This window comes from Sagittula salina (assembly GCF_017813235.1).
Classification (GTDB): Bacteria; Pseudomonadota; Alphaproteobacteria; order Rhodobacterales; family Rhodobacteraceae; genus Sagittula; species Sagittula salina.
On the sequence record NZ_JAGISH010000001.1, the window covers coordinates 545684 to 570512 of the forward strand.

General features: G+C 63.1%; 24 protein-coding genes. 21 read left to right on the top strand and 3 right to left on the bottom strand.

What is annotated here, in order from left to right:
* Window positions 1–33: 33 nt before the first annotated feature.
* Entirely contained in the window at window positions 34–984 is a 951-nt protein-coding gene (gene tnpC, locus J5474_RS02550; protein ID WP_425342856.1) for an IS66 family transposase, read from the top strand.
* A gap of 157 nt (window positions 985–1141) precedes the next feature.
* Here the strand turns inward: tnpC and J5474_RS02555 are convergent, their stop codons facing one another.
* Window positions 1142–4537 carry an AAA domain-containing protein gene (locus tag J5474_RS02555; protein WP_209358998.1) on the bottom strand — a complete coding sequence of 1132 codons (3396 nt, stop codon included), beginning with the start codon at window positions 4535–4537 and terminating at the stop codon, window positions 1142–1144.
* A 372-nt stretch (window positions 4538–4909) separates the two neighbouring features.
* Between J5474_RS02555 and J5474_RS02560 the strand changes: the two genes are divergently transcribed.
* A complete protein-coding gene (locus J5474_RS02560; RefSeq protein ID WP_280842481.1) occupies window positions 4910–5656 on the top strand; it encodes a recombinase family protein in 747 nt (248 codons plus the stop codon).
* Window positions 5657–6082: 426 nt separating this feature from the next.
* Here the strand turns inward: J5474_RS02560 and J5474_RS02565 are convergent, their stop codons facing one another.
* Entirely contained in the window at window positions 6083–6595 is a 513-nt protein-coding gene (locus tag J5474_RS02565; protein ID WP_209359002.1) for a PaaI family thioesterase, read from the bottom strand.
* Window position 6596: 1 nt separating this feature from the next.
* Window positions 6597–7055, bottom strand: coding sequence for a PaaI family thioesterase (locus tag J5474_RS02570; RefSeq protein WP_209359004.1), 459 nt, complete (start codon window positions 7053–7055; stop codon window positions 6597–6599).
* 367 nt (window positions 7056–7422) lie between these two features.
* Here J5474_RS02570 and J5474_RS02575 point away from each other — a divergent pair, with 367 nt between their 5' ends.
* The 19 genes from J5474_RS02575 to J5474_RS02665 all read left to right on the top strand — a co-directional run bounded on the left by J5474_RS02575 (window position 7423) and on the right by J5474_RS02665 (window position 24728).
* The gene (locus J5474_RS02575; protein ID WP_209359006.1) at window positions 7423–7815 is read left to right on the top strand and encodes a MerR family transcriptional regulator; all 393 of its coding nucleotides are present in this window, start codon (window positions 7423–7425) and stop codon (window positions 7813–7815) included.
* A gap of 225 nt (window positions 7816–8040) precedes the next feature.
* Window positions 8041–8442 (top strand): MerR family transcriptional regulator, encoded by a 402-nt coding sequence (locus J5474_RS02580; RefSeq protein WP_209359009.1) that lies wholly within the window; start codon window positions 8041–8043, stop codon window positions 8440–8442.
* A 56-nt stretch (window positions 8443–8498) separates the two neighbouring features.
* Window positions 8499–10280 (top strand): acyl-CoA dehydrogenase C-terminal domain-containing protein, encoded by a 1782-nt coding sequence (locus J5474_RS02585; protein ID WP_209359011.1) that lies wholly within the window; start codon window positions 8499–8501, stop codon window positions 10278–10280.
* A 42-nt stretch (window positions 10281–10322) separates the two neighbouring features.
* Window positions 10323–10535 (top strand): hypothetical protein, encoded by a 213-nt coding sequence (locus J5474_RS02590; RefSeq protein ID WP_209359013.1) that lies wholly within the window; start codon window positions 10323–10325, stop codon window positions 10533–10535.
* On the top strand, window positions 10532–11053 hold the full coding sequence (locus J5474_RS02595; protein ID WP_209359015.1) for a hypothetical protein: 522 nt from the start codon (window positions 10532–10534) through the stop codon (window positions 11051–11053). Before J5474_RS02590 ends, J5474_RS02595 begins: the two co-directional genes overlap by 4 nt.
* Window positions 11050–12183 (top strand): acyl-CoA dehydrogenase family protein, encoded by a 1134-nt coding sequence (locus J5474_RS02600; protein ID WP_209359017.1) that lies wholly within the window; start codon window positions 11050–11052, stop codon window positions 12181–12183. Before J5474_RS02595 ends, J5474_RS02600 begins: the two co-directional genes overlap by 4 nt.
* Window positions 12184–12499: 316 nt before the next feature.
* Window positions 12500–13138, top strand: a complete 639-nt coding sequence (locus J5474_RS02605; protein WP_209359020.1) for a glutathione S-transferase family protein — start codon at window positions 12500–12502, stop codon at window positions 13136–13138.
* A gap of 33 nt (window positions 13139–13171) precedes the next feature.
* A complete protein-coding gene (locus tag J5474_RS02610; protein WP_209359022.1) occupies window positions 13172–14383 on the top strand; it encodes an acetyl-CoA C-acetyltransferase in 1212 nt (403 codons plus the stop codon).
* A 166-nt stretch (window positions 14384–14549) separates the two neighbouring features.
* A complete protein-coding gene (locus tag J5474_RS23090) occupies window positions 14550–15473 on the top strand; it encodes a cupin domain-containing protein (protein WP_209359024.1) in 924 nt (307 codons plus the stop codon).
* 41 nt (window positions 15474–15514) lie between these two features.
* Window positions 15515–17713, top strand: coding sequence for a 3-hydroxyacyl-CoA dehydrogenase NAD-binding domain-containing protein (locus J5474_RS02620; RefSeq protein WP_209359027.1), 2199 nt, complete (start codon window positions 15515–15517; stop codon window positions 17711–17713).
* A 407-nt stretch (window positions 17714–18120) separates the two neighbouring features.
* A complete protein-coding gene (locus tag J5474_RS02625; protein WP_245216193.1) occupies window positions 18121–18417 on the top strand; it encodes an STAS domain-containing protein in 297 nt (98 codons plus the stop codon).
* Window positions 18414–18788 (top strand): response regulator, encoded by a 375-nt coding sequence (locus tag J5474_RS02630; protein ID WP_209359030.1) that lies wholly within the window; start codon window positions 18414–18416, stop codon window positions 18786–18788. The genes J5474_RS02625 and J5474_RS02630 overlap by 4 nt, the downstream gene beginning before the upstream one ends.
* Window positions 18788–20929: a chemotaxis protein CheA gene (locus J5474_RS02635; RefSeq protein WP_209359032.1), complete on the top strand. Its 2142-nt coding sequence runs from the start codon at window positions 18788–18790 to the stop codon at window positions 20927–20929. Before J5474_RS02630 ends, J5474_RS02635 begins: the two co-directional genes overlap by 1 nt.
* Window positions 20922–21389 carry a chemotaxis protein CheW gene (locus tag J5474_RS02640; protein WP_209359034.1) on the top strand — a complete coding sequence of 156 codons (468 nt, stop codon included), beginning with the start codon at window positions 20922–20924 and terminating at the stop codon, window positions 21387–21389. Before J5474_RS02635 ends, J5474_RS02640 begins: the two co-directional genes overlap by 8 nt.
* Complete coding sequence (locus J5474_RS02645; protein WP_209359036.1) at window positions 21386–22258, top strand: CheR family methyltransferase; 873 nt, start codon at window positions 21386–21388, stop codon at window positions 22256–22258. Before J5474_RS02640 ends, J5474_RS02645 begins: the two co-directional genes overlap by 4 nt.
* A 12-nt stretch (window positions 22259–22270) precedes the next feature.
* Complete coding sequence (locus J5474_RS02650; protein ID WP_209359038.1) at window positions 22271–22657, top strand: response regulator; 387 nt, start codon at window positions 22271–22273, stop codon at window positions 22655–22657.
* Entirely contained in the window at window positions 22657–23013 is a 357-nt protein-coding gene (locus J5474_RS02655) for a chemotaxis protein (protein ID WP_209359039.1), read from the top strand. The genes J5474_RS02650 and J5474_RS02655 overlap by 1 nt, the downstream gene beginning before the upstream one ends.
* A 66-nt stretch (window positions 23014–23079) precedes the next feature.
* A complete protein-coding gene (locus tag J5474_RS02660) occupies window positions 23080–24195 on the top strand; it encodes a CheB methylesterase domain-containing protein (RefSeq protein ID WP_209359041.1) in 1116 nt (371 codons plus the stop codon).
* Window positions 24192–24728 carry a chemotaxis protein CheD gene (locus tag J5474_RS02665; protein WP_209359043.1) on the top strand — a complete coding sequence of 179 codons (537 nt, stop codon included), beginning with the start codon at window positions 24192–24194 and terminating at the stop codon, window positions 24726–24728. Before J5474_RS02660 ends, J5474_RS02665 begins: the two co-directional genes overlap by 4 nt.
* Window positions 24729–24829: the final 101 nt, after the last annotated feature.

A 24829-nucleotide genomic window follows, 5' to 3' on the forward strand; every position in this document is an offset into this window, starting at 1 on the left:
CACAGATGAAGGGTGGAACGTAGCCAGGTCAAGGTGATTGCGCCGCTCCGATGGAGCAAGGCGCCCAACGGTTGCCCTCGATGGCAACCGCCTGCATGGCCCCTCTCGGCAGCATGCTTCGCATGCGCCTGCCGGGCAATGGACGACACCACGGTGCCGCTTCTGGCAAAGGGCGGAACGCAGACGGCCCGGCTCTGGACCTATGTCCGCGACGATCGTCCCTTCGGCGGCGGGGCAGCACCGGCCGCGCTGTTCCACGTCTCCCGGGATCGCGGGATGGCCCAACCGAACCGACATCTCGCCGGGTGGCAGGGCATCCTGCAGGCGGATGCCTATGGCGGTTACAACGATCTTTACCGCGGCGACCGTGATCCGAGCGCGCTGTGCTGGAGCCATGCCCGACGCATGTTCCTGGAACTCGCCGACATCCAGGGGCGTGCCCACAAGGGCAAGGTTGCTCACGACAAATCGCCCATCGCACTCGAGGCGGTGGCCAGGATCGATGCCATCTTCGACCTTGAGCGCCAGATCAAGGGCATGGATGCCAGCGCACGGCTCGAGACCCGGCAACGGGCGGCCCCGCTCGTCGAAGACTTGCACGGCTGGATGCGCTCCGAGTTGGGCGTCCTGTCCCGCCACAATCCGGTCGCCAAGGCGATCGGCTACATGCGCGCAAAGGACCGCTGGTCCGCCTTCACAAGGTTCCTCGAGGGCGGGCGCATCTGCCTGACGAACAACGCGGCCGAAAGGGCGCTGCGCGGCGTGGCGTCCGGCCGGAAATCATGGCTCTTCGCCGGATCGGAACGCGGCGGCGACCGCGCGGCCTTCATGTATTCCCTGATCGTCACCGCCAAGATCAAAGACATCGACCCGCAGGCTTGGCTCACCGACGTCCTCGCAAGACTGCCCAACACCACGGCCTCACGGGTGTCGGACCTTCTGCCCTGGAACTGGCAGCCACCGGTGCGCCAACTCGCTGCATGACCGCGGCCTACGCCGGATGCTTGCCGATGAACGAGGCAAGCACCGGGGGCGACCGATTGATGGTCAGATCATGGTGCATGATGCCATCGATGGCCGGTTGAGGGAAGCTGCATCGCAGCGATGGCCATCGGGACGTAGGTCCGTTGAGGGGCGGGTATTACTTCGCGCGCTGCATGAGGCCGTCGCGGATGGTTTTGATTTCGTCTTCAAGGTGTTTGCCGCGGTAGACGAACGAGGTTTCGTGCCTGGCGTATTGTCCTTTCCGATCTGCGCTCAGCCAGTTGAACGATCCGGCGCAAAGGAGATCCTTGTCGACCGTCACAATCTTGCTGTGCAGCTTTGGGACCCTGTGCATTGCTACGCCAAGTTCGGCGAGCCTGCGCTCGACGGCATCCATCTGGCTGAGCCCGCCCGCTGCGGGGCCGGTGTTCAGCAATGGGTCGGAAAAGACCTCGATGTTGGCTCCACGCTGGCGTGCCGTCGCCATGGCATCCAGCAGCCCGGTCCTCTCGATGGTTCCGGCGACGACCCAAGGGCTGATGATCATGTATCTGCGACCTTCGCCTCTCAGAGCATCCAGCAAGAAGACGTCGTGCTCGGCGGCATGTTGAAGCATCTCGATCTTTGCCTCGCCTCGTGTCAGGTCTTCGCGGGGTTCCATGGCAAAATCCAACGCCTTGCCCCTTGCGGCCAGGAATTCGGACAACAAGGCACGGGGGGAACCGCTCCGGGCGGTGGCGAGAACATCCATGTCGCCGAAGACGAGGCAGCTGTCCTTCGCGCGCGAGACGGTCACGTTCAGCATGCTGGGCGAGGCGTCGATGAACCCTCCGTCGGCGTGTTTGGAATAGACGGGCGAAAAGATCACCACGGGCCGTTCAGCGCCTTGCAGGGCGTGTACGGTGCCGATTGTCATGCCGTCGCGTCCCGAGACGGTGATGCCACGTGCGGTGCAGGCGTCGCGGATGGCGCGCACTTGCTGGCCAAAAGGAGTGACGACCCCGACAACCTGCTCCAATGGGCGACCATAGCGGCCTTCGAGCAAGGCACGGCTGTCCTTCAGCCAGGCGGCGATGGTCCGGGCCTCGACCGGGTTGGCGCGGCTTCCGCCACTCGTGAACGCACGACCTTCGACATGCAAATAGCCAAGCGCAGGTAGCGGAGCGTCCGACGGGGCCGGGCCACGCATCGGGCGCAGTTTGCCCTTGTAGCACAGGGCGTTGCTGAACCCGATGATTTCGTCATGGCAACGGCGATGTTCGAACAGAAAGAGCCCTCTGTCCAATTCGGGCCAGGGAGCGATCTGGCAGGCCTGTTGCGCGAGGCGCATGGCGCTGCCGCTCGTCGACCGAACACCACTGACGTTGATCTGGTCCGGGACCTCTTCACCATCGATCAATCCGCTGTCTCTGAGATTCCCGATATCGACGGGGCCCGGCACGGCTGAGATCGGCTCGATCTGCTGCGTATCGCCGATAACCAGCGCGCGTTTGGCCAAGGCGAACGAGGCGCCGGCGACCTCGGGCAGGACCTGCCCGGCCTCGTCTACGATCAGCAGGTCGATGAAGTTGTACAGGCTGTCCTTCGCGAATTTGCCGCCCTGGTACCGGCTGCAGGAAAGTTTCCCGGGCAGGCTGGCGAAAGTGGCCACGGCGCATGGCGTCAGCATCATCCGGCGTTTCCAGCGCGGCTCGACGGCCTTTCGGCCGGTCTTGTCATGCGATGTGGTGATAGTGCCGAGATCGGCCTCCATCGCCATGAGCCAACGCCCTTCCCAATAATGGGTCGCGAGCAGGAAGAGTTCGAAACGCGTGCCGATGTCTGCCTGCTTTTCCAGTTCGCTTAAGTTCTCCGAGCCTCCGAAGCGTTCCTTGGCCTTGCGCCACGCCAATTCGCTGGCCAACGTCTGCTCCCTCACGCTTTCGGCGCGGGACAGGCTCTGCTCGGCGATGGACAGGGCCTTCTTGCGGTCTCTCAGGGCATCCGTCACACGCGTGTCGATATCCTCGATGCGGGTTACGTCCTGTACAACGTCCAGATCCTCTCCGATAGCCAGTCGCGCCCGCAAGGCGCGCTTGCGCTTGACCGAGGACAAGAACCCGAACATGCCGATGAGCCAGGACTCCGAGGCGAGATAATGGGTGAGCGTCATGTGCGCGGCCGCCAGTCGATCGGCCTCTTTGCGACTGGCGTGGACTGTATCTGCGCGGCGGGCCTGCTCTGTATCCGGATCTTTGCCGAGCTCCGACAAGAGGGCAGCAGCGCAGGATTTGCGGCGGTCCAATGCCGTATCGAGGTCTCGGAGTTTATTGACCTCATCAGTCAACCTATGCCGGAGCTTCTCAACAAACCCGGCGACGTCCGCCCCCTCGGACTCCGGGAAGGCCTTTCCAGCCGCTTCCAGCCAGGCGATCTTGGCGCGTTCGACATAGGCTACGGACTCGCATTCCGCCTGAAAGGCCTCCGTCTGGTAGCGTTGTGCGGCTTCCATGCGCCTAGAATGCGACGGCAGGAACACCCCGAAGCTCTTGATATCCGGCAACCAGCGCCCGGCGAACACACCCTCGCCCACTGCGAAATCCTTGCCGAAGGCGTCGATGATGTTGGTGACCGCCTGATTGTTGGACGACGCCGCCACAATCACCGGCGGGTCGCCTCCGTCGAGCGCGGTTTTCACCCATAGTCCCGCCACGGCCGAGAGCAGCATGGTTGTCTTGCCGGTCCCGGGCGGCCCGTTCACCGCAATCACCTCGCCAGGTTTCGCGGCATCGAGCCATGCCAGGACATGCCGTTGGTGTTCTGCCAGCGGGAAATGCGGATTCGAATGTCCGAGGCGCCGGGCGAATGCCCGCTCGATGGAGACATCCGGTGCCCTATCTGATCTGGTAGGACCGCCAATTTGGCGCAGAAGCGGCGCATCCGGCTCGTCAGCCAGCAGACTGTCGTAGAGATCCAGCATCCCTCGCACCGTTGCATCGGCACCTTCAGACACTTCGATGAAGCCGCTGCCAATCGGGAGGTATTCGGTTTCGTCCGAGGGCCAACCCGGCGACAGTGCGTCGACCATCTGGCGGCAATGCTGGCGATAGTCCTGCCATACGTCGGCGGTCGTTGTTTCTGGCAAGGGTGTCGTCGTCAGGAATGCGTCAAGCGCCTCCACCGACCCAAGTGCAAAGGCACCGCGGGGCAACGGTGTCAGCAGATCGCGCGCTATGGCATTGCGCGTCGGCACAAGCCTTCCTGCCCGATCCACAAAGCCCTCGGTGACCACCGGGGCAACCATCTCCGGCATGCCATCCGCGCGCGAGGCAGCATGCGAAGCCCTTCGTGCGGTCACCAAGGGCCAGAAGCGAACCGAAACCGTTCCGGCGCCATCCTTTCCTTGAAACAGCGTCTGAACCAGCTGTTTTGACAGGCAGCCTGTCTTGAGAGCGTCATTCGGGAGCTTGTTGAAGCGTTTTTGATCCGCCGCCCGAAACGTCCCTTCTCCGAGTGCGCCATCTGCAAGCGATGTCCGCCAATACCGAAGGACGTTGGAAAGGGATGCAGACATGAAGAAGCGCCTTGGAACAATTCTCGGATAGAATACTGAGCAATCGCCTTAGCTTGCCCAGAATTTTTTCTGATTATTGGCCTTTCGGAGGAAGGAGGACAAGTGGCGGTCTCACCAGCGAAGAACGGTTGCGTTCCGTATCAGCCAAAGATTGTTCACAAGAAGTCCGGGCGGCAAGGCAACGGGATGGCAATGTCAGGTTCGAGGGCGCCGCGCCGCAGCGAGAGCGATTATTGCCAAGGCCTGGTCTGGACCGTAACGGGCCGTCATCCTGGTTGAGTGGTGTTCCACGATTGTGAGATCGGTGTTTCCGCTCCCATACTGACTGGGGCGCCGAGTGCCGCCGCGATCGCGCAGACCTTCCGCACCGCTATGCGACGCTACAACTCCACCCAGCAGGAGGAGACCTTGATCGAGGACCAGCTGCAGATGGGGCGGGAGCACTGCGCGCGCGAGGTCTTGGAGCCGGTCGAGGTCTATACCGACCAAGCGATGACCGGCCGCAAGAAGGATCGCCCGGGCTTCCTGAAGCTGCTGGCGGACGCGGACGGTGCCTTCGACACCATCGTGACCGGGGCGGTCGGCCGGCTCAGCCGCAACCTGACCCACACGCTCGAAGCCTGGGACCTGTTCACGCTCCGGGGCATCCAGCTTTACTCTGTGATCGAGGGGCCGCAGAACTTCATGACGGTGCTGCTGCAGGGCTACGGCGCGCAGATGCTCTCGGAGATGATCGGGGCGCATATGAAGCGCGGCATGCAGGGCGCGCTGGCACGCAACCGGACGCATTCCTCGGCCTATGGCTACGACATCGTCGAGGATGCGGCGCCGTGCCCAGGTCACCCGCGCCACCTCCGCGCAAAGGCCGAGACCGCATCCACCACCATGCCCGACCCGGCCACCCTCTTCGAGGGCGCCATCGCGCGGATGGAGCAACTGCTGAGCGATCCCGACCTCGTCGACCAGACCGGCCAGTTCCTGCGCCCGATCATCCGGCGCGTTGTCCTGATCCCCGATCCCGCCGCGCAACACGGCCTGTCGGCGAAGCTGGAAACCGACTTCGCCGCGCTCCTCGCCCCGGAGCTCGAGGGCCTCCCGCCCGCGCATCTCATGTGCTGAAACCCTTGCAGCATTGGCGCCCAGGGGCCGGCATGGACGTGCCGACGGGCTGCCCGCAAAACTGCAAATAACGGCAAAGCAGCGGGGGGCGCTGCCCCCGCCCGCCTGCGGCGGACTCCCCCGCGGTATTTGTGGGACCAAAGAAGCAGGGGCCCGGTCTTGGCGGCTTTGGTGCGAAATACCACCGGAAGGGAGGCGGCAGGCCGTGTCGGGGGCAGTGACCTTTTCGCGCCCGACTGAGTCCACATCGACCGCGTGGCCCTGGGCCGGCATGTTGCGGGTCTCGCGCGGATCGCGGAAACCCGGGCGAACCTTTTCAACGAAGTCTTCCTCAATGAGAAGAGGACCCTGCCCGACATTCCGGCTTGGGGCAGGACTGGAACAGGTCCGGTTCGGGTCCGGATCAGGCTTTGATCACGCCCCGCGTCATGCTGTGTCGTTGCGCGGCATCAGGAAATGCGCCGTGGCCTGCGCAAAAGGTTTGTCGCGGTTATCCTGCCACGCCTCTGCACGAACGGAAGCGTAGCGGCGCCCGGAGCGGGTGACGAAGGCGCGGGCGTAGGCGTCGCGCGGCAGTCCCGAACGGAGGTAGTCCACCGTGAAATCGATGGTTTTTGGCAGGCGCGGCATCTGGCCCTGTACCATCGATTCGGCATCGAGTGCGCCGGATTCGATGTCCGACCAGAGCCATGTCCAGTTCAGCGTGATCATGGCGGTGACCTCGAGAAAGGCCGAGGTCACACCGCCGTGGATGGCGGGCAGGAAGGGGTTGCCGATGAGCTCTTCGTGGAAGGGCAACACGGCGGTGAGTTCATCGCCGCGGCGGTCGAACTGCACGCCGAGCCACGCGATATAGGGCACGCCGTGCACCAGCGCCGAGAGCGCCGCATCGCGACGTTGCTTGACCACCTGGACGGGTTCGGGGGTCTGGCGTGCCATGTCAGTTGCCCTCCTTGCGTGTTTTTGCCGCGTCGCTGCGCGAGGGTTCGACGGTGAAAGCGCCGGTCGCTGTCGCCACGGGGCGGTCTGAATCATCGTCGAGCGCCGTCGCGCGGATGAAGGCGACCGAGCGCGTGATATGATAGCATTCGGCCCGCGCGCGGATGGTCTGGCCCGGCGTGGCGGGGCGCATATAGTCGATGCGCAGGTTGATCGTCGCAGTGCCTGCCGGCGCGCGCGGATGGCTCATCACTGCCGCCCCGCCGCAGGTATCCATCAGGGCGGAGACCGCGCCACCGTGTATCACCCCCGTTTCCGGATCGCCGATGAAGCGGTCGTCATAGGGCATCTCGATCGCGGCCACGCCATCGCCGATCTCGGTGATGCGCATCCCCAGCGCGCGGGAATGGGGAATGGTTTCGATGAACTGCTTTGCGATGCGGGCCTTGTCGGCGGTCATGGTGCTGTCCTGTCCTTGGCGGAAGAGCGATCCGGTCGGTCGCCCGGACGGTGGCACGGGTCCCCGGCGGGGTCAATCGCTGCCCCGACGCCCCCTGCCGCGGCCCCGCGTCGGCTGGCGCCGGGGCCCAGTTCAGGCCCAGTTCATGCCCAGTTCAGGCCCAGTTCAGGCCCAGTTCAGGCCCAGTTCAGGCCCAATTCAGGGCCGGCTCCAGCCCGTTCCCGGAGGGCCGAAGGTTTGCTCACTCGGTGCCCGTCATCGGGCCATCGGCAAGCAACCGCAGGGTTGCGCGGCTATCCGCCTGAATGGTTGTCCTCGGGTGCGCGGCGCACTAGCGTAAAGCCGGGGATGAAACCGAGGCTTTGGAATGGAAGACGTGCGTCTGAGCTTCAAGGAAATGTGTGCGAAGTTCGATGTGACCCCGCGCACCTTGAGGTATTACGAGTATATCGAGTTGCTCACCCCGAAAAAGGAGGGCCGGTCGCGATTCTACGGCCCGCGCGAAATTGCGCGGATGACCCTGATCCTGCGCGGTCGCAAGTTCGGCTTTCAGCTGGAGGATATCCGGCAATGGCTCCTGATCTATGAGAAGGAAGGAACCGAGGCCCAGATGAAGACCTGGGTCGAAATGGCCGATCGCCAGCTGGCGGAACTGGCAGAGCAGAAGACGCAGCTTGAAGAGGCCATGGCCGAGCTCAAAGCGCTTCGGGACGAGACGACGCATTCGCTCGGAACGAACGCCCGGGATCGCCGAAATTAACCAAAGCGGTTTGAAGACGCGGCTTGGCGGGTGGGGAATTCCCTACTCTGGCCTCGTCGTCGGCCGCAACGAAATTACCACTTTCAGCCAATGAGCTTGCGGGAAGTTACGTAAGTTGCGAAATGACGTAGCGTTGAAGTTACGTCAACGGCATCTCCCATTGTAAGGAGGGCCGAGACATCGCACTTCCCGCCGAGCCGCAACGTAAAGCGAGGAAACGCGACGATGACCGAAGACAAACTGATGACCATCCGGGAGATGTGCGACGCCTACGAGGTGACCCCCAGAACCCTGCGTTTTTACGAGCAGAAGGAACTGCTGACGCCGATCCGCGAAGGCCAGAAACGGCTGTACACGCGGCGCGAGCGGGCGCGGCTTACGCTGATCCTGCGGGGCAAGCGGTTCGGGTTCAGCCTTGAGGATATTCGCCAGCTTCTGGACCTGTACAGCGTCGGCGACCAGCAGCGCACCCAGCTGCACAAGGCCTACGAGATCGCCGAGGCGCGGATGGCGGAGATGATCCGGCAGCGCGAGGAACTGGATGTCGCCATCGGCGAGCTGAAGGACCAGATGGAATGGGGCGCGAAGATGATCGCGTCGATGGAGAACAAGGCGGCGGCGGAGTAATCTTCTGCCGCCCACGGGCCGGGACGAGGGACCGGCGAGGATAACGGGAGAGAGACATGCCGAGCTACAACGCACCTGTCAAAGACCAGATGTTCGTGCTGAACGACCTGCTGAAAGTGGGCGAGGCGGACATTCCGGGTTACGACGACCTCGATCGCGAGACGCTTGAAGCGATCCTCGACGAGGCGGGCAAGGTGGCCCGCGACGTGACCGCGCCGCTGAATACGGTGGGCGACACGCAGGGGTGCGTTCTGGAGAACGGCGTGGTCCGCACGCCGGAGGGGTTCAAGGCAGCCTTCGACGCGGTGCGTGAAGGCGGCTGGACCGCGCTCGATTGTGATCCCGAGTATGGCGGCCAGGGGTTGCCCTATGTCGTGGCGACCGCCGTGGGCGAACAGTTCTCGGCGGCCAACATGGCCTTTAACATGTATCAGGGCCTGACGCATGGCGCCTATTCGGCGATCCATACGCATGGCACCGACGAACAGAAGGCCACATGGCTGCCGAAGATGGTCACCTGCGAGTGGACCGGCACCATGAACCTGACGGAGCCGCATTGCGGCACCGATCTGGGCCTGATGCGCACGAAGGCGGAACCGCAGGCGGACGGCAGCTACAAGGTCACCGGTCAGAAGATCTTCATCTCCGCTGGTGACCACGACATGAGCGAGAACGTTGTTCACCTCGTTCTGGCGAAGATCCCCGGTGGCCCGGACGGCATCAAGGGCGTGTCGCTCTTTGTCGTGCCGAAGTTCCTGGTTGGTGCCGATGGCATGGTGGGCGAGCGCAACGGCGTCTCGGTCGGCAAGATCGAAGAAAAGATGGGGATTCACGGCAATTCGACCTGCGTGATGAACTACGATGGCGCCACGGGCTACCTGCTGGGGCAGGAGCACAAGGGCATGCGCGCCATGTTCACCATGATGAACGAGGCGCGTCTGGGTGTGGGCCTGCAGGGCTACGCCCAGGCCGAGGCCGCCTATCAGAATGCGGTAATCTACGCGAAGGACCGCCTGCAGGGGCGCGACGTGACGGGCGCGAAGAACCCCGACGGTCCCGCCGATCCGTTGATCGTGCACCCCGACATCCGGCGTAACCTCATGGAGCAGAAGTCCTTTGTTGAAGGGGCGCGGGCCTTTACCTACTGGGGTGCGCAGATGATCGACCGCGCGCATCGCAATAGCGACGAGGCGGCGAACGGGCTGATTTCGCTGCTGACGCCGGTGATCAAGGGGTTCCTGACGGACAAGGGCTTCGAGATGGCGACGGCCGCACAGCAGGTCTACGGCGGCCACGGCTACATCGAGGAATGGGGCATGTCGCAATTCGCCCGCGACGCCCGGATCGCGATGATCTACGAAGGCGCGAACGGCGTGCAGGCGCTGGACCTTGTGGGCCGCAAGCTGGCGCAGGACGGCGGCAAGCACGTGATGGCCTTCTTCGCGATGGTCACCGACTTCATCAAGGAAACGAAGGGCCGTTCGGAGGGCTTCGACAAGAATTTCCGTGACCCGCTGAAGGCCGCCTCGAAGGATCTGCAGGCGGCGGGCATGTTTTTCATGCAGAATGGCATGAAGAACCCGAACGCGGCGCTTTCGGGGTCGTATGACTTCATGCACCTCTTCGGGCACGTCTGCCTTGGCCTTATGTGGGCAAGGATGGCAGTCGCGGCGGAGGACCGGTTGGCGGCGGGCGATGGCGATGCCGAATGGCTGAAAGCCAAGGTCGCTACGGGGCGCTTCTACATGGCGCGCCAGTTGCCGATGACCGCTACCCACCTCAATCGCATCGAGAGCGGTGCCGACCCGGTGATGGCGCTGGACGCCGATCTGTTCTGAGGGGAAGGTGGGGCAAACCCCACCCCACTTACGGAGGAGCAGATGCCGAAACGTTTCCGTCTGACGCGACGTTTTCCTGTGGCGATGACCGAGGATGGCTACCGTGGCCTGAAACGGTTCGCCCAGGAGGCCGGGCTGGACGAAGGCGAGGCCCTGTCCTTCCTGTTCGAACATTTTGACAGTGTGACCGACGCCGATGCCCTCGGCCACCGGCTCAGGCTGTTCAACGCAGAGCTGGAGGAGCGCAAGCGATGATTTCCCGAACCCTGATCCCGGCCCTTCTGGCGCTGCCCATCACCGGCCCCGCGCTGGCGCAGGACGGCACGCTGGAGGCGCTGACCGTTCGCGCCGACGCCTATGAGGCTTTGATGGCCGAAGGCCAGTTCACCGCGGCGCTGGACTACATGCCGCCCTCGCTCCTGGTGGCGGTAGCGGCGCAGGCCGGGACCGATCCCGAGGGCCTGCGCGCCATGATGGGCAAGCAGATCCAGTCCATCGCCGATACGGTCACCTTCGACGATGCGCGCTTTGACGTGCCACTCGACGGCGTCGCGGTGCAGCACGCCGATGGCGGCCGCGCCTTTGCCGTCACCACCGCGCAAAGCGCCTTTCCGGCGCTGGGCGTCCCCGAGACGACAACCCCGATGCTGGCTCTCGTCGAGGACGAAACGTGGTATTTCGTGCGGATCGAAAGCCCGATGCACGGTGCCCTTCTGTCACAGGTCTTCCCCGACATGGCCGGACCCGTGACGGCGTTGAAGGCCCCGCAATGAGTTGGATGACCGAAGAACACGCCATGCTGGCGGAGATGACGCGGAAGTTCATCGAGGCCGAGTGGCAGCCGCTCTATGACAAGTGGCGCAAGCAGGGGCAGATGGACCCGGAGACCTGGCAGCAGGCTGGCGAACTCGGCCTGCTCTGCCCCTCCATCCCCGAGGAATATGGCGGCGCAGGCGGCGATTTCGGCCACGAAGCCGTCATCCTGATGGAGGCCTCGCGCGCCAACCTCGCCAGCTGGGGTCACGGCATCCACTCCGGTATCGTGGCGCATTACATTCTGTCCTACGGCACCGAAGAGCAGAAACGGCGCTGGCTACCGAAGATGGTCACCGGCGAACTGATCGGCGCGCTGGCGATGACCGAGCCCTCAGGCGGGTCGGACGTCCAGCGGCTGAAGACCCGCGCGGTCCGCGAAGGCAACGGCTACCGGCTTTCGGGGCAGAAAACCTTCATCACCAACGGCCAGCACGCCAACCTGATCGTGGTGGCGGCCAAGACCGACCCGGCGCAGGGGTCCAAAGGCACTTCACTCATGGTAGTCGAGACCGAAACCGCCGAAGGCTTTACCCGCGGCCGCAACCTGGAAAAGATCGGCTGCCACGCGGCGGATACCTCCGAGCTGTTCTTCGATGCCGTCGAACTGCCACCCGAGAACTTGCTGGGTGGCAAGGAAGGTCAGGGATTCTACCAAATGATGAAGCAGCTCCCGCAGGAGCGTCTGATCATCGGCTGCGGCGCGGTGGGCGCAATGGAGGGCGCGATGGCACGCACCATTGCCTACTGCAAGGAACGAGAAGCCTTCGGCGGCCCGCTGACCCAGTTCCAGAACACCCGCTTCAAGCTGGCGGAATGCCAAACCAAGACTACCGTGGCGCGCGCGTTCCTCGACGCTTGCATGACGGAGCACCTTAAGAGCGAACTGAGCGTCGAAAAGGCCGCAATGGCGAAGTACTGGCTATCCGACACGCAGGGCGAAGTGCTTGACGACTGCGTCCAGCTGCACGGCGGCTACGGCTTCATGCAGGAATATGCGGTGGCGGAGATGTGGACCGACGCAAGAGTGCAACGCATCTACGGTGGCACCAACGAGATCATGAAGGAATTGATCGCGCGCGCCCTCTGACGGCAGCGCGCGTGACGAGGGAGGAAGTGAGTATTTATGAAAGCAGAGAAGCAGGAAGGTCGGGTTTCGGGCCCCTAACCGGGGCAGCATTCGACCTCCCATGCCTGCGCCTCTGGCTAGGCGCAGGGCTTCTCCGCTTACGGTCATCGGCTCTCCAGCCTGTACCGTGACGGCACGATAGCGGGATTAACCTTAATACCCCGTTACGAGAGAAGCGCGCCTGTGCTTCTTTGCTTTCCAAATACCTCCACGGGGGTCCGGGGGTGTGAAACCCCCGGTCCCGAACGAGAAACAAACGCGACGGGAGGACGGCGCGATGGCGATGAAACTCTACTGCTTCGGTGAATCGGGGCATTCCTACAAGGCAGCTCTGGCGCTGGAACTGGCCGGGCTGGACTGGGAGGCGGTGAAGGTCGACTTCTTCAACGGCGAAACACGCAGCCCGGAGTACCGCGCCGAGGTCAACGAGATGGGCGAATGCCCAGTGCTGGTGGATAGCGAGGTTCGGCTCAGCCAGTCGGGCGTGATCCAGCAATACCTGACGGATACTTACGGCCACTTCGGCGGCGACACGCCGGAAGAGAAGCGTGAAGTGCTGCGCTGGGTGCTGTGGGACAATCACAAGTTCTCCTCCATGGCGGGGATGACGCGGTTCCTGATGAACTTCCTGCCCGAGGAAAAGCGGCCTGCCGAGGTGATCGCCTTCAACCAGGGGCGGCTGAAGGCGGCCTATGGCGTACTCGACAAGCATCTCGACGGGCGCGACTGGATCGTGGGCGACGCCCCCACAAACGCCGACCTGACCTGCTGCGGCTACCTCTTCTACCCGGAGGAATTCGGGTTCGACCGCAGCCAGTGGCCGAATATCGACCGCTGGCTGAGAAACATCCAGGGGCTGCCCGGCTGGAAGGCTCCCTACGACCTGATGCCCGGCTCCCCCGCGGACAGGGCCTGACACGACATTCCGACGCAAGAAGGACACAACAAGATGACCGAAGCCTATATCTATGACGCCCTGCGCACGCCCCGCGGCAAGGGCCGCAAGGACGGCAGCCTGCACGAGGTGACCTCGCTGCGGCTCTCCGCGCAGGTTCTGAACGCGGTGAAGGAGCGCAACGGGCTCGACGGGCACGCCGTCGAGGACGTGATCTGGGGGAACGTGACCCAGGTGGGCGAACAGGGCGGCTGCCTCGCGCGTTCGGCGGTGCTGGCGTCGGACCTCGATGAATCGATCCCCGGTTTGGCCATCAACCGCTTCTGCGCCTCCGGCATGGAGGCGGTGAACCTGGCCGCCAACCAGGTGAAAGGCGGCGCAGGCCAAGCCTACATTGCCGGTGGCGTGGAGATGATGGGCCGCGTGGCCATGGGTTCGGACGGAGCGGCGATCGCCGTCGATCCGAGCGTGGCCATGGAGAAGTATTTCGTCCCGCAGGGCATTTCGGCCGACATCATAGCCACCGAATACGGCTTTACTCGCGATGACGCCGACGCGCTGGCTGTCGAGAGCCAGCGGCGCGCGGCGGAGGCCTGGGCGGACAACCGCTTTGCCAAATCGGTCATCACCGTGCGCGACGTCAACGGCCTGCCGATCCTTGACCGCGACGAGTACATGCGCCCGGGCACCGACATGCAGTCCTTGGGCGCGCTCAAGCCCTCCTTCAAGGAGATGGGTGAGATGATGCCCGGCTTCGACGCCATCGCGCTGATGAAGTACCCGCACCTGGAGCGGATCAACCACATCCACCACGCGGGCAACTCCTCGGGTATCGTGGACGGCTCGGCTGCGGTCCTGATCGGCAACAAGGCGTTCGGTGAGCAGTACGGGCTGAAGCCCCGCGCCCGCATCCGGGCCACCTGCAAGATCGGGACCGATCCGACCATCATGCTGACCGGCCCCGTCCCGGCGACAGAGAAGATCCTGAAGGATGCCGGCATGTCGATCTCCGACATCGACCTCTTCGAGGTTAACGAGGCATTTGCCTCGGTTGTGCTGCGTTTCATGCAGGCCTTTGATGTCTCGAACGACAGGGTGAACGTCAACGGCGGCTCCATCGCCATGGGGCATCCGCTGGGTGCCACAGGTGCGATCATCATCGGCACCCTGCTGGACGAGCTGGAGCGTACCGGCAAGGGCACCGGCCTTGCCACGCTCTGCATCGCATCGGGCATGGGTGCCGCGACGATCATCGAGCGGGTCTGACCCTGCGGCAACCGCGCGTGAAACGGCGAGTTTGCAGGCATGACACCTCGTTGACAGGTCATGCAGCTTGCCCGCGCCCCGTTTGCACGTCCAAGATGGGTGCGGACGGGCCGCGCCACTCTCGCGCGCGGTCCCGCAGGACACAGACAGCCAAGGATTGAACCCGATGCCGAAGGTCGATATCGCCATCCTCCAGGAACACAGCGGCTCCAGCTATCCCGCGCCCCATGACGCGGCGGTGGCCGGGCGGCATTATCGCTGCCTTGGCGATGCGGGCGGGCTGACGCAATTCGGCGCCAACCTCGTGCGGCTCGACCCTGGGGCAATGTCCTCGCAGCGCCACTGGCACGAGGAGCAGGACGAATTCCTGATTGTCACGCAGGGCACGCTGGTACTGGTCGAGGACGATGGCGAAACCGAGCTGACCGTGGGCGACTGTGCCGCTTTCCCGGCGGGACAGTCGGACGGGCACCACCTGCTGAACCGTTCCGGGGCGGAGGCGGCCTTTGTCGTCGTCGGCACCCGGACGGAGACGGATTGCGTGTGGTATTCCGACATCGACATGAAGGTGGAAACCACCGCGGAGGGGTCGTGCTTCACGCATCGCGACGGTACGCCCTTCGGCGCGGCGGCGCAGCGCAGCGGACCCGGCGAAGAGGCATTCGCTCCGATCAGCGCTCAGCTGACGCGGTCTCTGCTGGAAGGGCGTCCGGAACTTTACCGGGCGTGCTTCCATCTGCCGGCGCGGGTTACCCCGCGCTCTGGCGAAGGCTACACGCTCACCACGGAAACCGCGGTCCATGAGGACTTCGACCTGTACCGCGAGGCCATCGTGGAACGGGGCATTACCGGTATCACGCGCGAGGTTCAGCGCGTGACCTCCCCGGATGCGGAGACCTGCATCGTAGAGGCGGAAGTCTGCTTTTTCTGCGGTAACGAGGCGATCGTAGAGCCTTTCATCACGACCTTCCGGCTGGAACGCCACGCAGGCGACTGGCGCATCGCACGCATCATCAGCTCACTCGGCCATATCAAGTGGTCGCGTGGCGATGCCGGCATCGGACAGGACCTGAAATTCGAATTGGACTGACGCGCGCGGCCCCATGTGCCCGCGCCATAGAGGAGAGAGAGATGACCGATTTCACAATGGAAAAGGGCGCCGACGGCGTCGCGGTGATCACCTGGGACGTGCCGGGCAAGTCAATGAACGTAATGTCGATGGAGGCCTGGCCGCAACTGGAAGGGCTGGTCGACGACGCGCTGGCCGATGATGCGGTGAAGGGGATCGTGATCGCCTCCGGCAAGGACAGCTTTGCCGGCGGGATGGACCTGAACGTCATCGCCAGGATGAAGGAAAGCGCGGGCGATGATCCTGCACGCGGCCTGTTCGAAGGGCTGATGGGCGCGCATGGCATCCTGCGCAAGATCGAGCGTGCAGGCATGGATGCCAAGACCAACAAGGGTGGCAAACCGATTGCCGCCGCCCTGCCCGGCACTGCTCTCGGCATCGGCCTTGAGATCCCGCTGGCGACGCATCGCATCTTCTGCGCCGACAACCCGAAGGCCAAGATCGGCCTGCCGGAAATCATGGTCGGCATCTTCCCGGGCATGGGCGGCACCACGCGCCTGGTGCGCAAGATGGGCGCCATGGCGGCCTCGCCCTTCCTGCTGGAAGGCAAGATGATGGCGCCTGCCAAGGCGAAGGCCGCAGGCATCATCGACGAGGTGGTCGCGGATCCGCTGGCGGCGGCAAAGGAGTGGGTGCTGAACGCCAAGGACGCCGACATCCTGAAACCGTGGGACGCCAAGGGCTACAAGATGCCCGGCGGCGCACCCTACCACCCGGCGGGCTTCATGACATTCGTCGGTGCGTCGGCGATGGTGAACGGCAAGACAAAGGGCGTCTACCCAGCGGCCAAGGCATTGCTGAGCGCAGTCTACGAAGGCGCGCTGGTGCCCTTTGACACCGCGCTCAAGATCGAGGCGCGCTGGTTCACCAACGTACTGATGAACCCCTCCTCGGGGAACATGATCCGCTCGCTCTTCATCAACAAGGAAGCGTTGGAAAAAGGTGCTGTGCGCCCGACGGATGTACCGGATCAGCGCGTAAAGAAGGTCGGCGTGCTGGGTGCCGGCATGATGGGCGCGGGCATCGCGCTGGTATCGGCGCAGGCTGGCATCGAGGTGGTGCTGATCGACCAGAAGCAGGAGGCCGCAGACCGCGGCAAGGCCTATACCGAAAGCTTCATGGACAAGGGCATCGCCAAGAAGAAAGCCACGCCCGAGAAGAAGGAAGAAGTGCTGTCGCGCATCACGGCGACTACCGATTACGCCGCACTGAGCGATGCCGACCTCATCATCGAGGCGGTCTTCGAGGACCCGAAGGTAAAGGCCGAGGTGACGAAGGCGGTGGATGCGGTCACGAAAGAAGACTGCATCTTTGCCACCAACACCTCCACACTGCCGATCTCCGAACTGGCGAAGGCGTCGAAGAATGCCGAGCAGTTCATCGGTATCCACTTCTTCTCGCCCGTCGAGAAGATGATGCTGGTGGAGATCATCAAGGGCGGCGAGACTGGCGACCGCGCGGTGGCGAAGGCGTTGGATTTCGTGCGCCAGATCCGCAAGACACCCATCGTTGTGAACGATGCGCGGTTCTTCTACGCAAATCGCTGCATCATCCCCTACATCAACGAAGGCATCCGGATGGTAAAGGAAGGCGTGGCCCCTGCCCTGATCGAGAACGCCGCGAAGATGGTCGGCATGCCTCTGGGTCCGCTGCAACTGGTGGACGAGACGTCGATCGATCTCGGCGCAAAGATCGCGCGGGCCACAAAGGCCGCCATGGGCGACGCCTACCCGGATGGCGAGGTCGACGAAGTGATCTTCTGGATGGAAGGCGAAGGCCGGCTGGGCCGCAAGGCCAAAGCGGGCTTCTACGACTATGACGAGAAGGGCAAGCGTCTGGGTCTGTCCGGGGTGGTGACGGAGCAATACCCGCAGGCAAAGGAACAGCCCGCGCTGATCGACGTGCAGCACCGTCTGCTTTTCGTGCAGTCACTGGAGGCCGTGCGCGCGCTGGAAGAAGGCGTGCTGATGGATATCCGCGAGGGCGACGTGGGCGCCATCCTCGGCTGGGGCTTCGCGCCGTGGTCGGGGGGGCCGCTGTCGTGGCTGGACATGCTCGGCGCGCCCTATGCGGCGGATCGCTGCGATCAGCTGGAGGACGCGCACGGTGCGCGGTTCCACTGCCCTGATCTGCTGCGGGACATGGCGGAGAAGAACCAAAGCTTCTACGGCCGCTTCGGAGACGTGTCGGAGGCCGCCTGATCCGTCGGGTCCCACCGGCGATCCGGTGATGCGCGAGGCCCCCATGCGGGGCCTCGTCTCGTTTTCGGAGGTATTGTCCGGCAAGGCACGCGACACCGTCCGGCTTCCAAGCCCTCGCGCACGGGTCGCCTCGTTTCCATTCCGACAATTTTCAGTTTTCAATCTCCGCGCAGGGGTGCCTCCGGCACGGTCTGGGGCACCTTGCATTCACACCCCCAAGAGACTGAATTATATCAATTAAATTACCCCTCCAGGGGATGACGCAACGCAGCCCCACGAGCCGCCTGACAAGGGTCACCATACGCCCCCCTGTTTCCGAGACGCTCGGAACCGTTTGTTAAGACAGCGTGCGTATTCCTCCTTGGCGTCAGACGTGTCGCCCGAGGGCGTACACCGTGCCACGAGGGATGCAGTTCGCGATGCCAGACATCAATTTTCACGCTCTAGGTCCGTCACGTGCCCGATCCGGCGAGGATCCGTTGGTCTCGTTTCTTTTGAACGCCCGCAAGTCGCCCGTCACTGTTTCAGCCCGCGATGTTTCGCGGCTGGATTCGCACCGGCTGCAACTACTGCTGGTCGCGCAAAAGCAATGGGTGATGGACGACGTCAGTTTCGAGGTCACGGACATGTCACCCACTTTCCGGGAGGGGCTCGAACGGCTTGGCCTCCCGGCCGCCCATTTCGACAGGGAGATGCCCCAATGACGACGAAGGTCCTGGCGATCGACGATTCCCGCACAATCCGGAACCTCCTGCGCGTGTCGCTGGAAGGCGCCGGGTTCGAGTTCCACTCTGCCTGCGACGGGCAGGAAGGGGTGGATGTTTTCCCGGAAGTCGATCCCGACGTTGTAATAACCGATATCAACATGCCGAAGATGGATGGCTTCGGCGTGATCGATACGTTGCGCAGCGGGCCCAACCGCACCAACGTGCCGATTCTGGTATTGACCACCGAAAGCTCCGACGACCTGAAGGCACGTGCGCGTAACGCCGGTGCCACGGGCTGGATCGTGAAACCATTCGATGACGCGTCGCTCGTTTCCGTTCTGCGGCGCCTGACGGGACATATAGGCTGATGGGCGGCAATTCAATCAGAGACACCTTCTTCGAGGAGTGCGAAGAGCTTCTCGAATCGCTCGTGGAGGGGCTTTCCCTTCTCGAGGAAAACCCGGAGGATATGGAGACCATCAACGCGGTCTTCCGGTCCGTCCACTCGATCAAGGGCGGCGCAGGTGCCTTCGCCTTGGATCGCCTCGTGGGCTTTGCCCACGCGTTCGAAACCGTGATGGACAAGGTCCGCGACAAGCAATTGCAGATCGACGAGAAGCTGATGGCACTTTTCCATCGCTCCGGCGACCAGTTGACGGATCTGGTGACGGCCGCCCGCGACGAGTCCGATCTGAACGAGGAGGCCGAAAGTGGCCTGATCAAGGAGCTCGAAAGCTACCTCGGTGGCGAGACGGCGCAAGAGGACTTCAACTTCGACGCACTGACACTGGACTTCGACGGCCCTGCTGTTGAAGTCCCGATCGAGGAAGCGACGCCCTCCGAGCGTGCCTTCACCATCAAGTTCAAGCCCGACCGCTCGCTCTACGAGAACGGCCACGAGCCGCTGTTGATCTTCGACGCTCTGGCAGAACTGGGAGCCCTGACGGTCGAGGCGGACGTGAACGACTTGCCCAGCTTCGACGATTTTGATCCGAACGACGCGGTGATCTCCTGGACGCTGAAGCTGGTCACCGGCGATACGGAGACCACGTTGCATGAGGTATTTGAATTCGTGGAAGGGCTCTGCTCGCTGGATGTAAGCGTGGACGAAGCGGCGACGGAGGCCCTGCCGCAGGTACAGGCTGAGTTACCGGGACCCGCGAGTGCATCCCCCCCGGAACCGGAGGAAACGCCGCAAGCCATAGCGGAGCAGCCCACCCCTTCTGCCGCCGCAAAACCCGCTGCCGCCCAGAGCGGCGGTGGCGCAGCCAGCAAGGAATCGCGCGGCCCAAAGCCGACGCTGCGGGTGGATTTGGACCGGGTAGACAGGTTGATCAACACCGTCGGTGAGTTGATCATCAACCAGGCCATGATCTCGCAGCGTATCGAAGAACTGGATCTGCCGACGGTCGCGCATCTGACAAACGAGTTGGAGGCATACAAGCTTCTGGCGCGCGACATCCAGGAAGGCGTGATGGCAATTCGCGCACAGCCCGTGAAACCGCTGTTCCAGCGCATGTCGCGCATCGTGCGGGAAGCATCGGACGCAACCAGCAAGAAGTCCAAGCTGGTCACAGTGGGTGACTCGACCGAAGTCGACAAAACAGTGATCGAACGGCTCGCTGATCCGTTGACGCATATGATCCGTAACGCCGTCGACCACGGACTGGAGAAACCGGAAGTCCGCGAAGAGGCGGGCAAGGATCCGACCGGGACCATCCGGTTGAGCGCCGCGCATCGTTCGGGGAGCGTCTTCATCGAAATCTCCGATGACGGGGCAGGTCTGAATCGTGACCGAATCCTGCAGAAGGCTATCGAAAAGAACCTCGTTGCCGCCGATGCGGAGCTCTCCGACCCGGAGATCGACAATCTGTTGTTCCTGCCGGGTTTTTCCACGGCAGGCCAAGTTTCGGCCCTGTCAGGACGTGGCGTCGGCATGGATGTGGTGAAGAATGCGGTTCAGGCGTTGGGGGGGCGGGTCTCGATTGCCTCAACCCAGGGCAAGGGCACGACCTTCAGCATCATTCTACCGCTGACGCTGGCGGTGTTGGACGGTTTCGTGATTTCCGTCGCCGATCAGACCATGGTGATCCCGATCTCCTCCATCCTCGAGACGATCCGCCCGAACCCCCGCGATATCCATCTCGTGGGGACCGACAGCGAGGTTGTCAGTGTACGCGGTGCCTATGTTCCGATCGTGGATGTTGCGTCCAGCCTCGGACTTACGGAAACCAAGGAAGCGTCCGGCACGGGTATCCTGTTGCTGGTCAGTACCGAAATGCAGGGCATGACGGCCCTACGCGTGACGGCGATCCACGACCAGCGTCAGGTGGTGATCAAGAGCCTGGAAAGCAACTACGCCGCTATCCCGGGCGTATCCGCCGCAACCATTCTGGGTGACGGCAAGATCGCCCTGATCCTCGACCCAGAAGAAATCATCAAGCTCGGCCACTCTTCGGGGCCCGATCTCTTTGCTCAGCAAGCTAGAATGGAGCTTCGAAATGTCTGAACCCGCTGAAGTTCGCGCAGATACGCAGTTCGAATTCATAACCTTCTCCGCCGGTGGTCAGAACTACTGCCTGGAAATCACGCAGATAAGGGAAATCCGACGCTGGACGCCGGTGACTGCCCTGCCCCACACGCCGCCCGACGTTCTGGGAGTCATGAACCTGCGCGGCGCCGTAATCCCTATTTTTGATCTTTCCGCCCGATTCGGGTTGGGAAAGACGCCGGCAAACGAACGCAACGTCGTGATCGTTGCCGCAGTTGAAGGGACAACCATCGGCTTACTGGTCGAGTCGGTGTCTGAGATCCTCTCCGTCGAGAAGAGCGCCATCCAGGAAACCCCGGACATAAAGTCCGAGGCGACACGGCATAGCATTCTCGGCATGATCTCGGTCGATGACACGATGGTCCGGGTTGTAAACCTCGAGGCGGTCCTCGAAGCAGGCAAAGGGCTCGCCCTATGACCACCGGCGACGTTGGCACCAGCGCGCGTGAAATCCCCTTCAGCGACGCGGACTTTCGCGCGATCGCCGATCTCGCGCAAACGGAGTTCGGACTCAATCTTGCCGAGAGCAAGAAGCCTCTGGTCTATTCGCGCTTGTCGAAGCGACTGAAAGCGCGGCAAGTCGGGAGTTTCCAATCTTACCTCACGCTTCTTAACCAGAAGGAAGAGAACGCCGAACGGCTGGAGTTGATCTCGGCGCTGACGACCAACGTCACCAGCTTCTTCAGGGAGAAGCACCATTTTGACATGCTTCGCGATGAAGCCATTCCGCGGATGATCCAGAACGTTAAGGCAGGACAGCGGGTCCGAATCTGGTCCGCTGGCTGCTCCTCCGGGCAGGAGCCCTACTCGATTGCCATGACGCTACTCGAAAAAATACCGGACGCGGCTCGGCATAACGTGAAGATACTTGCCACCGACATTGATCCCAAGATCGTGGAACGGGCGCGCAACGGGCAATACCCTCTCGAAGAGGCCACGGGCATTCCCGACACCATGCGCAAGGCGCAGGTCGTCCCGGTCGCTGATCAGGACTTCCGCATTGGGGAGGAGCCGCGCAAGCTGATCACCTTTGCGGAGCTCAACCTCATGGACGCGTGGCCATTCAAGGGGCCCTTCGATGCCATATTCTGTCGGAACGTGGCAATCTACTTCAATCAGGAAACACAGCAGCGCCTCTGGGAACGTTTTCGGGAAATGCTGGTGCCGGATGGCTTTCTGTTCATCGGGCATTCCGAACGCGTGACAGGACCAGCCACGCACTCCCTGAGCGGAGTCGGTATTACCAGCTATCGAAATTCGGGGCCCGGCGGGCGGCCCACTGCATAACAGGAGACTGAGATGAGCTTGAAAGATTCTCTGCGGGTCATGGTGGTTGACGATATGGCCACAAGCCGTGGGCTCATTACCCAGGCATTGGACGACATCGGCATCAAGAATTACGTGACCGAAAACGATGGGCGGCGCGCGTTGGAGCGGCTTTCCTCCAACCCGGTGCATCTGGTTCTGTCGGATTACAACATGCCGGGTCTCGACGGACTCGGCCTTCTGAAGGCCGTACGTAGCCAGGGAGCGACCCAGAAGATCGGTTTCATCCTTGTCACCGGGCGTCCGACGCCGGAGATCGTGACGGAAGCCAAGCGACTGGGTCTGAACAACATGATCAAGAAGCCCTTCACATCAGATTCCATGAAGCAGTGCATCGAAAGCGTAGTGGGACGGTTGTGATGCCAGAAGCAGGGACACAACTGCCCCTGAGCGTTGCGGCCGAGCGGGTCGCCGGGGAACTGGAGGGGCTGTACGGCAACCTCGAGCGCCTAGAATACGGGCTCGACATGGTGTTCGTCCACACCTCCGAGGCACTCGGCGGCCAGACCATCACCATGCTCCAGGAACTGGACATGCTGCGGCAGTCGCTTGGCGCACTCGCGGATTTCCTGAGCCAACTGGCACGGGAGACCGATGCCACCGGCACGGTGGATACGGGCGCCGCGCTGCGTTGCGTTCCGTTGCGCGATATGGCCATCCGTCTCGGCGGCGAAGAAAAGAGCGGCCCGGTGTCCGGCCATGCTGAGCTGTTCTGAACCACTGAAACGGAATGGGCCGGCCGCTGTCGGCAGGGGAACCGCGTGGGCGGGGGAGAGGAGTTGATGAAAAGCGTGGTTATCGCCATCCCGAACCCATACCAGGCACGACGCCTGGCCCGGCTGATCACCGAACAGCCGGATTTTCGGGTCACCGCATGTGCGCATGACCTGATGAATACCTACAATGAGGTGGAGGCCAGCCTTCCCCGTGCCGTATTAATCGCAGACACGCTGGCCGAGATGCCTGAATTCGAGGTGATGCGCGCTCTGTTTTCCAGCCTCGACGTGCGCTGGATGGTGGTCACGGCCGGCCGCGATCCAACACGCGCCGTCGGGATACCCGCGCGATCACCGCGCCCCCCGGGTAGCGCCGACCTTTTCACCATCGCGTCCGATGCACCGGAGGAGACGCTTCTGAGGCAACTACGCGCGCTGACGTTTCGGCCTCATTCTCGGCCTCCTTCCCAGCGCGTGCCTGCGGCAGACCTGCAAATCGGCGAACAGGTGACGCTCCGACACCACCGACCCGAAGCCAATCAGACCGTATTGACCCATCGGCCCGGTGGTACGGGCCCTGCCTACGGCGGCGCCATCATTCTGATTGGCGCCAGCACTGGCGGCGTCGATGCTTTGCTAAATATTCTAGGACACTTCCCGGTCAATTGCGCGCCCACTCTTGTCGTGCAGCATACCGGATCGGGGTTTGGCGCCAGCCTCGCGGCCCTTCTGGACCGCCAGTGTCCGCCACGAGTCGAACTGGCCACGGACGGAAAACCGTTGCGTCCCGGCGTTGTCACCGTCGGCGCGGGCACGCGGCGCCATCTCGTCATGCTAGACGGTCAGGGACGCGAATGTGGCCTGCAGGGGACGGAGGCCATCGCCGGCCATGTTCCCTCGGTCGACCGGCTGTTCCAGTCCTGTGTACCTGTGGCCCGACGCGTCGTCGCTGCCCTGTTGACGGGCATGGGCCGCGACGGCGCCGACGGCCTGAAGACCCTGCGCGACGCGGGCGCCCGGACATTCAGCCAGGACGAAGAGAGCTGCGTCGTCTACGGAATGCCTCGCGCCGCGGCAGAGCTGGGAGCCGCGATGGAAGTTCTGCCTCTTGACCGGATTGGTCCTGCGTTGCTGCAGGCTGCTTCCACCCCGGTCCGGGGCACCATGGAGATCCCGAGATGAATGCACCGCATGAACACCTTATCAACGTCATACAGGGCGACTACATGATCTCGGAGGATCCCTCTGCGGTGCTCACTACCGTACTGGGTTCCTGCATCGCGGTGTGCCTCTTCGACGCCACGCGGGGGATCGGGGGGATGAATCATTTCCTGCTGCCATCGCGCGAAGGCGCGGAAGGTGAGAACGTGCGCTACGGCGCGTACGCCATGGAACTACTGATCAACGGCATGTTGAAGCAGGGAGCAGACCGCAGCCGCATACAGGCAAAGATGTTTGGCGGTGCCAGCATGATGGGAAACCTGCGCGACATCGGCGCATCCAACGCCGCCTTCGCGAAAGCCTTCCTCGCGGACGAAGAGATTCCATGCGTAGCCGAGAGCACGGGCGGGAATTCAGCCCGTCGCATCCGCTTCTGGCCCACGTCAGGCCGAGTGAGGCAGCTTCTGGTGACCGGCGAGGCGGAACCGGTGCCGGTGGAGAAGCCCGCGCTGCCACCGCGTCCGGCAAAGGCCGAGGGCATCGTATTGTTCTGAATGTGCCAACCGTCCGGTGGGCGATTGCGCGGAAATGCGGTCTTGCACCCGCACCAGCAAACCGACACCACCTAAGGACGGACCCGCGTCGGGTCCGGCTT

Bases quoted from the DNA above. Each gene is read 5' to 3' on its own strand.
- J5474_RS02565 (WP_209359002.1), bottom strand. From the start codon at position 6,595: ATGGCACGCCAGACCCCCGAACCCGTCCAGGTGGTCAAGCAACGTCGC.
- J5474_RS02610 (WP_209359022.1), top strand. From the start codon at position 13,172: ATGACCGAAGCCTATATCTATGACGCCCTGCGCACGCCCCGCGGCAAG.
- J5474_RS02655 (WP_209359039.1), top strand. From the start codon at position 22,657: ATGCCAGAAGCAGGGACACAACTGCCCCTGAGCGTTGCGGCCGAGCGG.
- J5474_RS02640 (WP_209359034.1), top strand. From the start codon at position 20,922: ATGTCTGAACCCGCTGAAGTTCGCGCAGATACGCAGTTCGAATTCATA.
- J5474_RS02635 (WP_209359032.1), top strand. From the start codon at position 18,788: ATGGGCGGCAATTCAATCAGAGACACCTTCTTCGAGGAGTGCGAAGAG.
- J5474_RS02585 (WP_209359011.1), top strand. From the start codon at position 8,499: ATGCCGAGCTACAACGCACCTGTCAAAGACCAGATGTTCGTGCTGAAC.
- J5474_RS02580 (WP_209359009.1), top strand. From the start codon at position 8,041: ATGACCGAAGACAAACTGATGACCATCCGGGAGATGTGCGACGCCTAC.
- J5474_RS02660 (WP_209359041.1), top strand. From the start codon at position 23,080: ATGAAAAGCGTGGTTATCGCCATCCCGAACCCATACCAGGCACGACGC.
- J5474_RS02560 (WP_280842481.1), top strand. From the start codon at position 4,910: ATGCGACGCTACAACTCCACCCAGCAGGAGGAGACCTTGATCGAGGAC.
- J5474_RS02555 (WP_209358998.1), bottom strand. From the start codon at position 4,537: ATGTCTGCATCCCTTTCCAACGTCCTTCGGTATTGGCGGACATCGCTT.
- J5474_RS02645 (WP_209359036.1), top strand. From the start codon at position 21,386: ATGACCACCGGCGACGTTGGCACCAGCGCGCGTGAAATCCCCTTCAGC.
- J5474_RS02630 (WP_209359030.1), top strand. From the start codon at position 18,414: ATGACGACGAAGGTCCTGGCGATCGACGATTCCCGCACAATCCGGAAC.
- J5474_RS02650 (WP_209359038.1), top strand. From the start codon at position 22,271: ATGAGCTTGAAAGATTCTCTGCGGGTCATGGTGGTTGACGATATGGCC.
- J5474_RS02625 (WP_245216193.1), top strand. From the start codon at position 18,121: ATGCAGTTCGCGATGCCAGACATCAATTTTCACGCTCTAGGTCCGTCA.
- J5474_RS02570 (WP_209359004.1), bottom strand. From the start codon at position 7,055: ATGACCGCCGACAAGGCCCGCATCGCAAAGCAGTTCATCGAAACCATT.
- J5474_RS02605 (WP_209359020.1), top strand. From the start codon at position 12,500: ATGGCGATGAAACTCTACTGCTTCGGTGAATCGGGGCATTCCTACAAG.
- J5474_RS02595 (WP_209359015.1), top strand. From the start codon at position 10,532: ATGATTTCCCGAACCCTGATCCCGGCCCTTCTGGCGCTGCCCATCACC.
- J5474_RS23090 (WP_209359024.1), top strand. From the start codon at position 14,550: ATGCCGAAGGTCGATATCGCCATCCTCCAGGAACACAGCGGCTCCAGC.
- J5474_RS02575 (WP_209359006.1), top strand. From the start codon at position 7,423: ATGGAAGACGTGCGTCTGAGCTTCAAGGAAATGTGTGCGAAGTTCGAT.
- J5474_RS02590 (WP_209359013.1), top strand. From the start codon at position 10,323: ATGCCGAAACGTTTCCGTCTGACGCGACGTTTTCCTGTGGCGATGACC.
- J5474_RS02600 (WP_209359017.1), top strand. From the start codon at position 11,050: ATGAGTTGGATGACCGAAGAACACGCCATGCTGGCGGAGATGACGCGG.
- J5474_RS02620 (WP_209359027.1), top strand. From the start codon at position 15,515: ATGACCGATTTCACAATGGAAAAGGGCGCCGACGGCGTCGCGGTGATC.
- J5474_RS02665 (WP_209359043.1), top strand. From the start codon at position 24,192: ATGAATGCACCGCATGAACACCTTATCAACGTCATACAGGGCGACTAC.